The following is a 13,628-nucleotide window of genomic DNA, read 5'->3' as shown; positions in this document are numbered from 1 at the left end:
CCATGTCCGACGCCGTGTCCGCCGCCGTCCAGCAGGAGTCCGCCCGCCCGGACCGTATGCCCGCGCTCTACCTCAGCCACGGCGCCCCGCCGCTCGCCGACGACCCCGTCTGGCCCGGCCAGCTCGCCGCCTGGTCCGCGGACCTGCCCCGGCCCCGCGCGATCCTCGTCGTCTCCGCCCACTGGGAGGAGGCCCCGCTCGCGCTCGGCGCCACGACTGCCGTCCCGCTGGTCTACGACTTCTGGGGCTTCCCCGAGCACTACTACCGCGTCCGCTACGACGCCCCCGGCGCCCCCGAGCTGGCCGAATCCGTCCGCAAGCTGCTCCGCGCCCCCGGTGTGCCCGTCCAGGACATCCCCGACCGGGGCCTGGACCACGGCGCCTACGTCCCGCTCGTCGAGATGTTCCCGGACGCCGACATCCCCGTCCTCCAGGTCTCGCTGCCCACCCTCGACCCGGCCCGCCTCATGGACCTCGGGCGCAAGCTCGCCCCGCTGCGCGACGAGGGCGTGCTGATCGTCGGCTCCGGCTTCTTCACCCACAACCTGGCCGCCCTGCGCCACGCGGGCGTGCCGAGCTGGTCCACCGAGTTCGACGACTGGGGCAGGCGGGCGCTGGAGGCCCGCGACTGGGACGCGCTGCTGGACTTCCTCGACAAGTCCCCGGCCGGGCGCTACGCCCACCCCCGCACCGAACACTTCGCCCCGCTCTTCGTCACCATGGGCGCGGCCGACGGCGACCTGGACGGGCCGCGCTCGGTGATCGACGGCTTCTGGATGGGGCTCGCCAAGCGCTCGCTGCAGTTCGGGTGACCGCTCAGTGTGCCGGGCGGCCTCAGCGGTCCGGCAGTTCCTTCTCGTACCAGGCCACGTCCCAGTAGCGGCCGAACTTGCGGCCCACCTCGCCGAACGTGCCCAAGTGCCGGAAACCGAACCGGGTGTGCAGCCGCGTGGACGCCTCGTTGGGCAGCGCGATCCCGGCGTAGGCGCGGTGCACGTCCTCCTTCGCCAGCGCGGCGAAGAGGGCGGTGTAGAGCAGGGTGCCGACGCCGCGCCCGGTCGCGTCCGGGGCGAGATACACCGAGGTCTCCACCGAGGTCGCGTACGCCGCCTTCGGGCGGTGCGGGCTGGACGTGGCGTACCCCAGAATCCGCCCACCCGTCTCCCGGCCGCCACCCCTCAACGAGGCGCTGCGCGCCGCTGTGTCTGATTCACAGTCCGGTCCGATGGCAACCTTCAGGCGGTACGGGCCGTCTTCCGGGTGGGAGAGCAGCCAGGGCCGGCGGTCCGCACGGGTGAATTCCGCCGTGTCGAATGTGACGGCCGTCTCACGTACGTAGTGGTTGTAGAGGTCCGTGAGGGCGCCGAGATCGGCCTCCGTGCCGGGTCTGACCTGCACCTCTGTACGTCCGGACACCGTCGCTCCTCCCTGTGTGGCCCCGCAGGGTACTGCATGATCAGGAAATTCGGGGGGCTGGTGGGGAATTCTGTCCGGATTCCAGTCGTTGTTTCCCACAGATGCAGGGCACTCGAGGAGAGTCCCGAGAGAGAGTCCCGGGAGTGCTCAGCGTTCGTTTCAGGACCCACCCGCCCAATCGCAAGGGAGCACGCATGGCAACCCGTGCCGTCGCCCGTCGTAGGTCGGTCACCGGCGAGACGGCCGACAAGGCCCGCAGCAGCGTCCGCGTCCACAGCGGCGAGATAGCCGACCGGGACCTGGTCGGCATGTACCTCGACGAGATCGCGCGCACGCCGCTCCTCGATGCCGCCAAGGAGGTCGAGCTGTCCCAGGCCATCGAAGCGGGTGTGTTCGCGCGGCAGGTGCTCGACGGGGTGGAGGAGACCGCCGCCGCGGCGACCCGCGAAGAGCTGGAGACGCTGTTCGAGGAGAGCGAGCGGGCCAAGGACGTCTTCATCCGCTCCAACCTCCGCCTGGTCGTGGCCGTGGCCCGGCGCTACCCGCGCAGCGGCCTGCCCCTGCTCGACCTCATCCAGGAGGGCAACGCCGGCCTGGTGCGCGCGGTCGAGAAGTTCGACTACCGCAAGGGCTTCAAGTTCTCGACGTACGCCACCTGGTGGATCCGTCAGGCCATCACCCGTTCCATAGCCGACCAGTCCCGCACCATCCGGCTCCCCGTCCACCTGGTGGAGGAGCTGGGCCGCATCCGCCGGGTGCAGCGCGAGTTCAACCGGGAGAACGGCCGCGAGCCGGAGCCCGCGGAGATCGCCGCCGAGCTGGGCTCGACGCCGGAGCGCGTGACGGACGTGCTCGACTGGTCCCGCGACCCGGTCTCGCTGAACATGTCGGTGGACGACGAGGGCGAGACCCAGTTCGGCGACCTGCTGGAGGACACCTCGGCGGTCTCCCCGGAGCAGTCGGTGCTGAGCCTGCTGCGCCGCGAGGAACTGGACGACCTGATCGGCCGCCTTGACGAGCGCACCGCCTCCATCATCAAGATGCGGTACGGCATCGAGGACGGCCGCGAGCGCACCCTCACCGAGGTCGGCAAGGAGCACGGTCTGACCCGCGAGCGCATCCGGCAGATCGAGAAGCACGCACTGCTCGAACTGAAGAAGCTGGCCCGCGACACCGGTTTCGACGCGGCCGCCTGATCGTTGAAGGAGTGTGCCGGGTGGCGGAGTGCCGCGCCAACATGGCGCGGTACCGCCGCTTCAACGCCCGGCACCGGGGGAACAACCCTTCCGAGCCCAGGAGTTCGAGTGCTCCCGGGGCCGCACTCCCCACCTGAACCTGGCCGCGCTCCCCACGCGCACCAGCCATGAGCCAGTTCCGGCGCCATCCCCCCCGGCGCCGGGACTTCCCAGCCGGGCCCGGCGCCTACCCCCCCCCAGGCGCCGGGCCCGGCTTTTGCGTGGGGTGGGACGGGGCGAAACTCTTGTGGAGAGGCGGGAAGCCCGTGGCGAGGCGGGCCACCCCGCACCTGAACCGCGGGGTGGCCCACCGAATGGCAGATTCTGCCACATGGGCATAGCCTGCCGACGTGAGCACCACCCGTACCACCGGCACCACCGGCACCACAGCACACCGGCAGCGTTTTCCGGCCTCGCCCTCGGCGTCCCTGACCGAGCGCCGCAAGGCCGAGACCCGCATGGAGATCGCCCGCGCGGCAGCCACCCTCTTCGTACGGCAGGGCCTCAAGGCCACCCGCGCCGAGGACATCGCGGCGGCGGCAGGCATCGCCCCGCGCACCTTCTACCGCTACTTCGCCTCCAAGGAAGAGGCGGTCGCCCCGCTCTACGCGGCCGGCGCCGAATGCTGGACCCAGGCCGTCCGCGCCGCCCCGGCCCACCTCACCGTCCCCGAGGCGCTGCGCCACGCGGTCGAGCACACCCTCGCCCCCGGCAGCGGCGTCTCCGCCTCGACCTGGGAGTGGGCCCGCACCCTCATCCGCATGGCCCACACCGGGCCCGCGCTGCGGAAGGTGTGGGCGGAGGTCTGCCAGGAGACGGAGGAGCAGCTGGCCCGGGTGCTGGCGGGGCGGCGGACGGGCGCGGAGGCGCCGGGCGGGCCGAGGGCCGGGGCGGTGGACGGCTCCGACAACGATGCCGGGTTCGGGGCGCGTGCCGGGGCGGCGCGGGGTGCCGGGGCCGTGGCGGATGCCGGGTCCGCGACGGCCGCTGAGGCGGAGCCCGTCCCCGTCACCCCCCGCCTCCGCTTCGCCGCCGCCGTCGCGGGCGCGGCCGTCCGGGTCGCCGTCGAGTCCTGGGCCCACACCACCGCCCCGCACACCGGCGCCACGGGCCCGGCCGCCCTGGCCCTGCGCAACCTGGAGACGCTGACGGGGTTCGACTGGGAGGAAGAGCCGGACACGGCCTAGAAGTTGGCGCGGACTACGGGTCGGGCGGGTCCGTGGCCCGGCTCAGGCGCCCGCCCAACTCCCGTACGCACGACACCAGTTCCTCCGGCTCCAGGACCGTGAACTCGCACCCGGTGAGCCCGAGCCGTACCGCCAGCCACTCCATGGGCTCGCTGTTCGTACCCGTGAGCGTCGAGCCGCCGTCCCCGCAAGTCTCAAGCCGCCCAAGCCGCTTGGGCAGCCGGGCGGCGACCGTCTCGGGCGCGTCGGCGAAGCGGACGGTGAAGGTGTAGCTGCCCTGGTGGAGCCAGATCGAACGGCGCAGATACTCCTCGACACCGCCCTCGGGGAGTTCCCGGGGTGTGAAGCGCGCCCCCGTGGCGAACGGTTCGCTCAGCCGGTCCACCCGGAAGGTCCGCCAGTCCTCGCGCTCCAGGTCGTAGGCGACGAGGTACCAACGCGTGCCGGTGGACACCAGGCGGTACGGCTCGGTCAGCCGGTGGGACTCGCCGCCGTCCCCGGCGCGGTAGGCGAACCGCAGCCGTTCGCGTCCGGTGACCGCCGAGGCCAGCGCGGTCAGGGTCTCCGGCGCGATGCTCGGGCCGTCGCCGCCGGTCAGCGGAGTGGTCGCGGCCTGGAGAGTGGTCACGCGGTGGCGCAGCCGGGCGGGCAGTACCTGCTCCAGCTTCGCCAGGGCCCGTACCGACGCCTCGTCCACGCCCGCCACCGCGTGCCCCGCCCCGGCCCGCAGTCCGACCGCGATGGCCACGGCCTCCTCGTCGTCGAGCAGCAGCGGGGGCATCGCCTTGCCCGCGACCAGCCGGTAGCCGCCCACGGCACCCAGGGTGGCCTGCACCGGGTAGCCCAGCTCGCGCAGCCGCTCGATGTCCCGGCGCACGGTACGGCGGGAGACCCCGAGCCGGTCCGCCAGCTCGCCGCCGGGCCACTCGCGCGGAGTCTGGAGGAGGGAGAGGAGGCGGAGGAGCCGGGCCGGGGTGTCCGTCGTCATGAGGTCGAGGATGACGGAGAAAGGGGACAGGAGCTGGCCGCTTTCCCCGGGACGGTTCCGTTCCTGTCTGCCCGGAAGCCCGTTCATGCCCGAATAAAGTCCGAACCCGTTTACTTTCCGGAAATCCCGGCGTAGCCTCCGAGTGAAACCACACGTTCGGGCATCAACGGCGATGGCCGGACGGTGGTCTCGGACAGTGGACCGTACGACGACCGGACAACGGGCCGGGGACGACGACGCGGAGGCGGCGGAGATGTACGCACCGGAGCGGCAGCAGGCGATCCTCCGGCTCGCCCGTGAGGGCGGCCGGGTGGACGTGCTGTCGCTGGCCGAGGAGTTCCAGGTCACGGCCGAGACGATCCGCCGCGACCTGAAGGCCCTCGACCGCGCGGGCCTGGTCCGCCGGGTGCACGGCGGGGCCATCCCGTCCGGCCGGCTCGACTTCGAGCCCGACCTCACCGAGCGCGAGTCCACCGCCGCCGACGAGAAGGACCGCATCGCCAAGGCGGCCCTCGCGGAACTGCCCGTCGACGGCACGGTGATCCTCGACGCCGGTACGACTGTCGCCCGCATGGCCGCCGCGATCCCGCTGGAGTCCTCGCTCACCGTCGTCACCCACAGCCTGCCCATCGCCGCCCGCCTCGCGGACCACCCGGGCATCCAGCTCCATCTGATCGGCGGCCGGGTCCGGCACCGTACCCGCGCGGCCGTGGACGCCTGGGCGCTGCGCGCGTACGGCGAGATCCGCGCCGACGTGGCCTTCGTCGCCGCCAACGGCTTCTCCGCCGAGCACGGTCTGACCACCCCCGACCTCGCCGAGTCCGCCGTCAAGCGCGCGGCCGTCGCCGCCGCGCGCCGGGTCGTGCTCCTCGCGGACTCCGCCAAGTACGGCCAGGAGCACTTCGCCCGCTTCGCCGGACTGGACGACGTGGACCTGCTGATCACCGACAGCGGGCTCAGCCCCGACGACGCGGCCGCCGTCGAGCGCGGCGGCACGGAAGTAGTACGCGCATGATCCTCACCGTCACCCCGAACCCGTCCCTGGACCGCACCTACGAGGTCCCCGCCCTGGAACGCGGCGAGGTCATCCGCGCCTCCGGCGAGCGCATGGACCCGGGCGGCAAGGGCGTGAACGTCTCGCGGGCGGTCGCGGCCGCCGGGCGGCGCACGGTCGCCGTACTGCCCCTGGGCGGCGCCCCCGGCGCGCTCATCTCCGAACTGCTCGACGCGCAGGGCATCGAGGTCGCCCCGGTGCCGATCGCCGGGGCCACCCGGTCCAACATCGCGCTCGCGGAGGCCGACGGCGTCCTCACGAAGATCAACGCGCCGGGGCCCGAACTGTCCGCCGCCGAGCAGGAGTCGCTCCTCGACACCGTCCGCGCGCACTCCGCCGACGCCGACTGGATCGCCTGCTGCGGCAGCCTGCCCCGGGGCCTGGCCCCGGCCTGGTACGCCGACCTCGTGACCCGCGCGCACGCCGCGGGCAAGCGCATCGCCCTGGACACCTCGGGGCCCGCGCTGTCCGAGGCCCTGCGCGCCCGGCCCGACGTGGTGAAGCCCAACGCCGAGGAACTGTCCGAGGCGGTCGGGCGCCCCCTGCTCACCGTGGGCGACGCGGTCAAGGCCGCCGAGGAACTGCGTGAGATGGGCGCCCGCGCCGTGCTCGCCAGCCTCGGCGCCGACGGCCAGCTGCTCGTGGACGGCGACGGCGCCTGGTTCGCGACCGCGCCCGTCGACGCCGTACGCAGCAACGTCGGCGCGGGTGACTCCTCGCTCGCCGGGTTCCTGATCGCGGGCGGCAGCGGCCCGGAGGCCCTGGCCTCCGCCGTCGCGCACGGCGCGGCCGCCGTGCAGCTGCCCGGCAGTGTGATGCCGACGCCCGCCGATCTGGACCCGGCGGGCGTGACGGTCACGGCGGACATCCCGTCCGACCGGCCGCTCACGGAGCCGGTGTCATGAGCGCCGCCGCACCGAAGGGGCCAGTGCCATGAGCGCCGCGTCCCCCGTACGTCGGTCCAACCGGGCGGCCGGTGTCGTGCCCGCCCTGTTCCACCTCTCCCACTTCCCCCACAGCAACACCCCCGTCCCCCGTCACGCCCACCCCACGCCCCGGGCGATACGCGAGCAAAGGAGCCCGCGATGAGCGAGATGATCACCGCGGACCTGGTCGACCTCGACCTGTCCGCCGAGAGCAAGGAAGCGGCGGCGCGCGCCCTCGCCGAACGCATGGTGGCCCTGGGCCGGGTGACCGACCTGGAGGGCTTCCTCGCCGACGTGGCCGCCCGCGAGGCGCAGATGCCGACCGGCCTCGACGGCGGCATCGGCATCCCGCACTGCCGCAGCGAACACGTCACCGAGCCGACGCTCGCCTTCGGGCGCAGCGCGGCCGGGATCGACTTCGGCGCGGCGGACGGGCCGGCCGACCTGATCTTCCTGATCGCGGCCCCGGCGGGGGCCGACGACGCCCACCTCACGATCCTCTCCTCGCTGGCGCGCCAGCTGATGAACACCGAGTTCACCGACGCGCTGCGGGCGGTCTCCGACCCGGGTACGGCGGCGGCGCTGATCCGGGGCGAGGAGCCTGCGGCGGCCGAGGCGAAGGGCGCCGGGGAGGCTCCCGAGGGTGAGGGTGCGGGCGCGGAGGGCGCCCCCAAGGACACCGCCACGGCGTCGGCGGCGGCCTCCGCCGACGCCGCGGCGGGCAGTACGCCCCCGGCGGAGACGGTCATGGCGGAGACGCCCCTGGCGGAGACGGTCGCGGAGGACGCGGCCCCGCAGGCGCGGCCGTTCCGGATCGTCGCCGTCACCTCCTGCCCCACCGGCATCGCCCACACCTACATGGCCGCCGAGTCGCTGGAGAACGCGGGCCGCGAGGCGGGCGTCGAGCTGGTCGTGGAGACCCAGGGCTCGGCGGGCTTCACCCGGCTCGACCCGGCCGTGATCGCGGCGGCGGACGCCGTGATCTTCGCCCACGACGTGCCGGTGCGCGAGAAGGACCGCTTCGCGGGCAAGCCCACCGTGGACGTCGGTGTGAAGGCGGGCATCAACCGCCCCGCCGAGCTCATCACCGAGGTCCGCGCCAAGGCGGAGCGCGGCGAGAAGACCGCCCCCGCGGGCGCGGCGGCCGGAGGAACCCCCGTGGAACGCGCGGGCGACTCCACCGAGGGCTACGGCACCAAGCTCCGCAAGTGGCTGATGTCCGGCGTGAGTTACATGGTCCCGTTCGTCGCCGCGGGCGGTCTGCTCATCGCCCTCGGCTTCGCGATCGGCGGCTGGACGGTCAACAAGGCCCCCTCCGTCATGGACCACTTCGTGTGGACCCAGGCCGACAGCTGGGGCGCGCTGCTGTTCCAGATCGGCGGCATGGCCTTCAACTTCCTGGTCCCGGTCCTCGCCGGTTACATCGCCTACGGCATGGCCGACCGCCCCGGTCTCGTCCCCGGCTTCGTCGGCGGCGCGATCTCGCTCAGCATCAACGCGGGCTTCCTCGGCGGCCTCGCGGCCGGTCTGATCGCCGGTGGCGTGGTGATGGCGATCCAGCGGGTGAACATCCCGGCGGCGCTGCGCGGCATCATGCCGGTGGTGGTGATCCCGCTGATCTCCTCGGCGATCGTCGGCTTCCTGATGTTCGTGGTGATCGGCAAGCCCATCGCCGCCGCCCAGAAGGGCATGACCGACTGGCTGAACGGCCTCACCGGCACCAACGCCGTCCTGCTCGGCGCCCTCCTCGGCCTGATGATGTGCTTCGACCTCGGCGGCCCGGTCAACAAGGTGGCCTACACCTTCGCCACCGCCGGTATCGCCGTCGCCAGCCCCAGCGACTCCGCGATGAAGATCATGGCCGCGGTCATGGCGGCCGGCATGGTCCCGCCGCTGGCGATGGCCCTGGCCACCACCGTGCGCGGCAAGCTCTTCACCCCGACCGAGCGCGAGAACGGCAAGGCCGCCTGGGTGCTCGGCGCCTCCTTCATCTCCGAGGGCGCGATCCCGTTCGCGGCGGCCGACCCGCTGCGGGTCATCCCGTCCGCGATGGTCGGCGGCGCGGTCACCGGCTCGCTGTCGATGATGTTCGGCGCGACCCTGCGCGCCCCGCACGGCGGCATCTTCGTGGTCCCGCTGATCGGCAACGCGTTCCTCTACCTGCTCGCCATCGCCGCGGGCGTCTGCGTCAGCACCGCCCTGGTGATCGTCCTCAAGGGCACCCGCAAGCAGCCCGGGGACGCGGCCTCCGGAACCTCCGCGACCCCGGCGGAGGACAAGCAGGACGCGAAGCAGCCGATAGCCGCCTGACGGCTGCCGCCACCGAAGCGAGGCGTCACGGCCTGGACTTCCGAGTCCCGGGCCGTGACGCCTTTCCGATGCCCGGGGCCTTCGGGGCTCTGAGGGTTTTCGGCGTTCTCAGGGTTCTCAGCGTTCTCAGGGTTTTCCGGCGGAGCCGGACCGTCAGCCGTGCGTCGCCGCGCGCCGCTCCATGGCGTCCCGGGCCGCGTCCTGGCTCGTGTACACCTCGCACATGTGCCGCCCGTCGGGCGTCGCCGTGTGCTCGACCTCCCACAGGGACACCTCCCGGCCGTCCCGCAGCAGGAACGCGTGCTCGTACAGCGCGAAGCTCAGCCCGGCCCGCGCGGTCCGGCGCCCGGGGCGGCCGAAGGCCTGGGTGATCTGGTGGGCGGCGGTCGTCGCGAGCAGCGCCGCCGTCGCCGCGTCCGGCCGGTCCGGGTTCTCCGCGCGGCGCAGCAGCCGCCGGGCGTGGTCCGCCGAGTTGTCCGCGACATACACATGACGCGGCTCGGGGACCGCCGACAGCTCGGCCGGCAGCGGCAGTTCGAAGTCGGGCGTCTCCTGGGGGAGCGCGAGGCGCGTGGTGGCCGTCTGGAGTTCCTCCTCGTCGATGTACACCTCGTGGTGGGTGTCGCCGCCCGGGGCGGTGTTGTGGACCAGCTCCCACAGGGTGACCGCCGAACCGTCCGCCAGCAGCCAGGTGTGGCGGTACGTCTCGCGGTGCAGCCCCGCGCTGTGGTGCGCGGAGTGCAGCGAACTGTCGTGCGCCAGCGCGCAGTCGAGTCGGCGTATCACCTCGTCGGGCAGCTCGAAGGAGTTCAGGGTGCGGCCGAGGAGCCGCTCGAGGTGCTCCTCGGGAGACTCGGCGGATTCGTACTCCGCCGTCTCGTACGGAACGCTCAAGGTTTCTCCCGGCGTCGCTGCATGTCACCTGGTGGGTGCATACCGTAGCCCCTCGGTCGGACATCGTGCCCGGGAACCGAGAAACGTACTTGAGGTAAACGCCGGTGGCACCCGGATGGTTCCCGCGAGCTGGGCCTCCGTGAAAAAAATCCGCCCGTTTCTTCTGTCACCGCAGCCCCAACCACCTTGGAAAAAGCGGACGTTACCGGTTCACTCCGCTCGTGCCCCGCTCCCCGTACAGCTCCTCGTACGACGGCCACGCCCCGCCCGGAGCGGTCACCGGGCGCGCAGCGCGCACGGCGCGCACGATCGCGCGCGTCACCAGATCCGCGCCCGCCGCGAGGACCGCGTCTAGGGCCGCGTCGAGGGGCAGGGGCCGTTCGGGATCGAGCGGGCTGGCCCCGGTCGCCAGCGCGAACGCGGTGTCGCCGTTGTGCAGCAGATGCACCGGGCGTACGGCCCGGGCGATGCCGTCGTGGGCGGTACCCGCCAGCTTCTGCGCCTGTGCCTTGGTCAGATCCGCGTCGGTCGCCACCACCGCGAGCGTCGTGTGGAGCGGCGGCTCCGGGTTCCGCGCGGCCACCTCGGCCGTCCGCCGCAGCGCGGCCTCGTGCGTCCGCCGCTCCGGATACGTCACCCTCCCCTCGAACAACTCCCCGTACAACACGCCCGTTTCGGGCTCCAGCACGGACCCGGCCGCGTTCACCACCACGAGCGCGCCCACCGTGACCCCCGACTCCAGCACCGTGCTCGCACTGCCGACCCCGCCCTTGAGCACCCCGGCGACGGCACCGGTCCCCGCGCCCACACAGCCCTGCGGCACCTCGGCGCCCGGTCCGCTCGCCGCGGCGGCCTCGACCGCCGCGCGTCCCAGCGCCGCGTCCGGACGGGCCCGGAAGTCCCCGCCGCGCCCCAGGTCGAAGAGGCAGGCCGCGGGCACCACCGGCACGACATGCGCCGGGTCCGGCCCGACCCGCACCCCGCGCCCCCGCTCCTCCAGCCAGGCCATCACCCCGGACGCGGCGTCGAGCCCGTAGGCACTGCCGCCGGTGAGCACGAGGGCGTCCACCTTCCGCACCACGTTGCGCGGGTCCAGCGCGTCGGTCTCCTTCGTACCCGGCCCGCCCCCGCGCACGTCCACGGCGGCGACCGCACCGCCCTCCGGCGCCAGCACGACGGTGACCCCGGTGAGCCAGCCGTCCCCGACCCGCGTGGCGTGTCCGACCCGCACGCCCCCGACATCGGTCACCGCGTCAGCCGTCATGCACCTCAGTCTGACCCGGCGCCTCCGGGCTCACACCGTCTCCGCGCCCACGACGCCCCGGGGCGTCTGCGTGCGGTACGAGTGGCCCAGCTCCGGGCCCAGGCCGAAGTAGTGGCGGAAGTTGTAGATCAGGGGACTCCAGGCGGCGGGGTCGATGTGCCGGCCGCCCGGGGTGAGAAGACGGGGGGCCGCGTGGACCTTGTGGACCCGGGTCTCGACGATGAGGTGGTCGCCCGAGACGTCCGGGCGGACGCGCTCGGCGCGGGCCTCCAGCTGGAGGGGGCATTCCGCCACGCGGGGCGGGCGGACGAGGTGGGAGGGCTCCGGACGCAGGCCGGCGGCGGTGAACTTGTCCGGCTCGTACCGGCAGCCCTTCGCCTTCGCCGGCGGGACCGGGTGGCGGCCGGTCAGTGGGGCCAGGCGCTCCACCGCCTGCCACTGCTCCGGGCCGGGGAGGCTGATCACCAGGTCCGGGCGGCTGCTCAGGTTGCGCGCGGTCTGGCCCTCGCGGCCGAGCCCCAGGACGACCGTCCGTCCGAGCGCCCAGGCGGAGGACATCGGGGCGAGGTTGACCGAGCCGTCCTCGTTCTCCGTGGTCAGGAGCACCACCGGTGTCCCGAAGTAGAGGATGCTCGGCTCGATGGTCACATGGCCGGAAGGTGTCGTCGTGTTCATGGCCGGAGCCTAGGAACCGGGCGGTTCGGTGGCGGCCGAACCGTGCCGGGGCGGGGCGGCCGTACCCTGGTGGCATGAGCACCGCCCCCGCACCCGAGCCGCGCGACCCCAAGGCCGCGCTCGTCTTCGACGACCCGCTGAACCAGCAGTCCTCCGACGACACCGACCGGGGGTGGGGCGAGCGCCCGGACGGCGGCGACAGCGCCGCCGACCTGAAGCGCTTCCTCGACGAGAAGCCGCCCCACCACTTCTGAGCGGTACGGAAAAGCTCCGTCAGCGCCCGTCGGGCCCGGCGGTGCGCTGCTGCGTGACCGCGCCGTCCGCGCTGCCGTTGCGCTGCGCGACCAGCAGGTCGCGGATGTCCTGGAGCACGTCCACCTCGGTCACCGGGGTCGGCTCCGTGGCCGCCTGACCCTCGCGGGCCTTCTTGCGGGCCTCCTGACGCGCCAGGTACTTGGCCATCGGCAGCACCATCAGGAAGTAGACGACCGCCGCGGTGATCAGGAACTGCAGCGCGGCGCCCGCGACCGAGCCCCACAGGATCAGCACGCCCTGCTCGGCCTTGCCGTCCGAGGCCGGCACGCACGGGGACTGGATGCACAGGCTGTAGTGGTCCAGGTTCTGCGTGCCGATCGCGCCGACCAGCGGGTTGATGACGCCCTTCACCACCGAGTTGACGATGTTCGTGAAGGCGGCACCGATGACCACCGCGACCGCCAGGTCGATGACGTTGCCGCGCATCAGGAAGGCCTTGAAGCCGTCCAGAATGCTCGCCGCTTCCTTTTTCGCCTTGCTCACCGCGGTGACTCTCCTCGTCGTGTGCACAGGTTGTGGAACAAAACGCTCCGCAACTTACGGCACCGCGCGGCCATCGTGTCCAATCCCGTCGCTCGATCGAGCGACTTGACAGCGCGCCTGCGAGCAGAAGGCGCGGGCCGTTCACCATAGCGTCACCGCCAGCCGCGCCGAGGGGTTCGCGCCCACCAGCCGGACCGCCGTCGCACGTGGCACGGCCAGCACCACCAGCGCACCACCCGCGCCCACCCCGTCCTCGGGGGCACCCAGCGGCTCCGGCAGCCGCGTCACCCGCGCGCCGCGCGCCAGTACCCGGGCGCCCCCACCGGTCGGCCGTTCCTCGGCGGCGATCACATCGACCCGGTCGCCGGGCCGCAGCAGCCGGACGGTCGCCGCGTCCGCGATCCGCACCGGTGCCCGCACCAGCTCCGCCGGGCCGTGCCGAGGTGCCGGTTCCGCCACCGGACGACCGCGTGGGCGCTCGGCGCCCTGCGGTCCGGACACCGCCCGTGGACCCGCCGCGACCAGCGCCGCCGCCGTCACGGCCAGGCCGGCCGCGACCGCCCGCCTGCGGCTCCGCATCAGCTGCCGCGCCGCGTACCCGCCGCCCCGTACACACACCGGCGCGAAGCCGGGGACCTCACGGGTCGCGGGGACGTCGGTGCCCGGCGGGCGGGGGACACGGAACACCGGGGGAGAGGGGCGCGGCAGGCGCGGGGGAGAAGGGCGCGAGGAAGCCAGGTTGGCCGAAGACATCGGGATCACCGCCTGCTACGAGGGAATCGGCTGCTTGCGATGCCCACGATGACGGCTTTCGCCGAGGCCCGTCGGGACCTGTGAACGGCCGGATGCCTGTGGAAAACTCCGTCACCCGAACGAGGAGA

General features: G+C 73.3%; 14 protein-coding genes. 7 read left to right on the top strand and 7 right to left on the bottom strand.

Annotated features, from left to right (window positions below; translation table 11 throughout):
- Nucleotides 1–2 precede the first annotated feature (2 nt).
- Nucleotides 3–812, top strand: coding sequence for a class III extradiol ring-cleavage dioxygenase (locus AB0E91_RS15110; RefSeq protein WP_361780631.1), 810 nt, complete (start codon nucleotides 3–5; stop codon nucleotides 810–812).
- 22 nt (nucleotides 813–834) lie between these two features.
- Here the strand turns inward: AB0E91_RS15110 and AB0E91_RS15105 are convergent, their stop codons facing one another.
- Complete coding sequence (locus AB0E91_RS15105; RefSeq protein WP_361780628.1) at nucleotides 835–1,416, bottom strand: N-acetyltransferase family protein; 582 nt, start codon at nucleotides 1,414–1,416, stop codon at nucleotides 835–837.
- 194 nt (nucleotides 1,417–1,610) lie between these two features.
- On the opposite strand from AB0E91_RS15105, the gene AB0E91_RS15100 reads away from it, so the two are divergent.
- Together AB0E91_RS15100 and AB0E91_RS15095 are read left to right on the top strand one after the other, a co-directional pair.
- A complete protein-coding gene (locus AB0E91_RS15100) occupies nucleotides 1,611–2,612 on the top strand; it encodes a sigma-70 family RNA polymerase sigma factor (RefSeq protein WP_361780625.1) in 1,002 nt (333 codons plus the stop codon).
- Nucleotides 2,613–3,001: 389 nt separating this feature from the next.
- On the top strand, nucleotides 3,002–3,838 hold the full coding sequence (locus AB0E91_RS15095) for a TetR family transcriptional regulator (RefSeq protein ID WP_361780622.1): 837 nt from the start codon (nucleotides 3,002–3,004) through the stop codon (nucleotides 3,836–3,838).
- A 13-nt stretch (nucleotides 3,839–3,851) separates the two neighbouring features.
- Here the strand turns inward: AB0E91_RS15095 and AB0E91_RS15090 are convergent, their stop codons facing one another.
- Nucleotides 3,852–4,826, bottom strand: a complete 975-nt coding sequence (locus tag AB0E91_RS15090) for a YafY family protein (RefSeq protein WP_361780619.1) — start codon at nucleotides 4,824–4,826, stop codon at nucleotides 3,852–3,854.
- A gap of 253 nt (nucleotides 4,827–5,079) precedes the next feature.
- Between AB0E91_RS15090 and AB0E91_RS15085 the strand changes: the two genes are divergently transcribed.
- The 3 genes from AB0E91_RS15085 (at nucleotide 5,080) to AB0E91_RS15075 (ending at nucleotide 9,116) form a co-directional block, all read left to right on the top strand.
- A complete protein-coding gene (locus AB0E91_RS15085; protein WP_161180569.1) occupies nucleotides 5,080–5,841 on the top strand; it encodes a DeoR/GlpR family DNA-binding transcription regulator in 762 nt (253 codons plus the stop codon).
- Nucleotides 5,838–6,785, top strand: coding sequence for a 1-phosphofructokinase (gene pfkB, locus AB0E91_RS15080; protein WP_361780616.1), 948 nt, complete (start codon nucleotides 5,838–5,840; stop codon nucleotides 6,783–6,785). Before AB0E91_RS15085 ends, pfkB begins: the two co-directional genes overlap by 4 nt.
- A gap of 180 nt (nucleotides 6,786–6,965) precedes the next feature.
- On the top strand, nucleotides 6,966–9,116 hold the full coding sequence (locus AB0E91_RS15075) for a fructose-specific PTS transporter subunit EIIC (RefSeq protein ID WP_361780613.1): 2,151 nt from the start codon (nucleotides 6,966–6,968) through the stop codon (nucleotides 9,114–9,116).
- A gap of 153 nt (nucleotides 9,117–9,269) precedes the next feature.
- Here AB0E91_RS15075 and AB0E91_RS15070 read toward each other — a convergent pair whose 3' ends face one another.
- The 3 genes from AB0E91_RS15070 to AB0E91_RS15060 all read right to left on the bottom strand — a co-directional run bounded on the left by AB0E91_RS15070 (nucleotide 9,270) and on the right by AB0E91_RS15060 (nucleotide 11,949).
- Nucleotides 9,270–10,010, bottom strand: coding sequence for a DUF6227 family protein (locus AB0E91_RS15070; RefSeq protein WP_361780610.1), 741 nt, complete (start codon nucleotides 10,008–10,010; stop codon nucleotides 9,270–9,272).
- A 202-nt stretch (nucleotides 10,011–10,212) separates the two neighbouring features.
- Entirely contained in the window at nucleotides 10,213–11,274 is a 1,062-nt protein-coding gene (locus AB0E91_RS15065) for a P1 family peptidase (RefSeq protein WP_361780607.1), read from the bottom strand.
- 30 nt (nucleotides 11,275–11,304) lie between these two features.
- The gene (locus AB0E91_RS15060; RefSeq protein WP_361780604.1) at nucleotides 11,305–11,949 is read right to left on the bottom strand and encodes a flavin reductase family protein; all 645 of its coding nucleotides are present in this window, start codon (nucleotides 11,947–11,949) and stop codon (nucleotides 11,305–11,307) included.
- 74 nt (nucleotides 11,950–12,023) lie between these two features.
- Here AB0E91_RS15060 and AB0E91_RS15055 point away from each other — a divergent pair, with 74 nt between their 5' ends.
- The gene (locus tag AB0E91_RS15055; RefSeq protein WP_361780601.1) at nucleotides 12,024–12,203 is read left to right on the top strand and encodes a hypothetical protein; all 180 of its coding nucleotides are present in this window, start codon (nucleotides 12,024–12,026) and stop codon (nucleotides 12,201–12,203) included.
- Nucleotides 12,204–12,222: 19 nt separating this feature from the next.
- Here AB0E91_RS15055 and mscL read toward each other — a convergent pair whose 3' ends face one another.
- A complete protein-coding gene (gene mscL / locus AB0E91_RS15050) occupies nucleotides 12,223–12,747 on the bottom strand; it encodes a large conductance mechanosensitive channel protein MscL (RefSeq protein WP_361780598.1) in 525 nt (174 codons plus the stop codon).
- Nucleotides 12,748–12,888: 141 nt separating this feature from the next.
- The gene (locus AB0E91_RS15045; protein ID WP_361780595.1) at nucleotides 12,889–13,509 is read right to left on the bottom strand and encodes a hypothetical protein; all 621 of its coding nucleotides are present in this window, start codon (nucleotides 13,507–13,509) and stop codon (nucleotides 12,889–12,891) included.
- Between the last annotated feature and the right edge of the window lie 119 nt (nucleotides 13,510–13,628).

The organism is Streptomyces sp. NPDC026659 (assembly GCF_040638245.1).
In the GTDB taxonomy this organism is placed as follows: Bacteria; Actinomycetota; Actinomycetes; order Streptomycetales; family Streptomycetaceae; genus Streptomyces.
The sequence above is the reverse complement of the archived record's forward strand: the minus strand, read 5'-3'. Positions and strand labels throughout refer to the sequence as shown.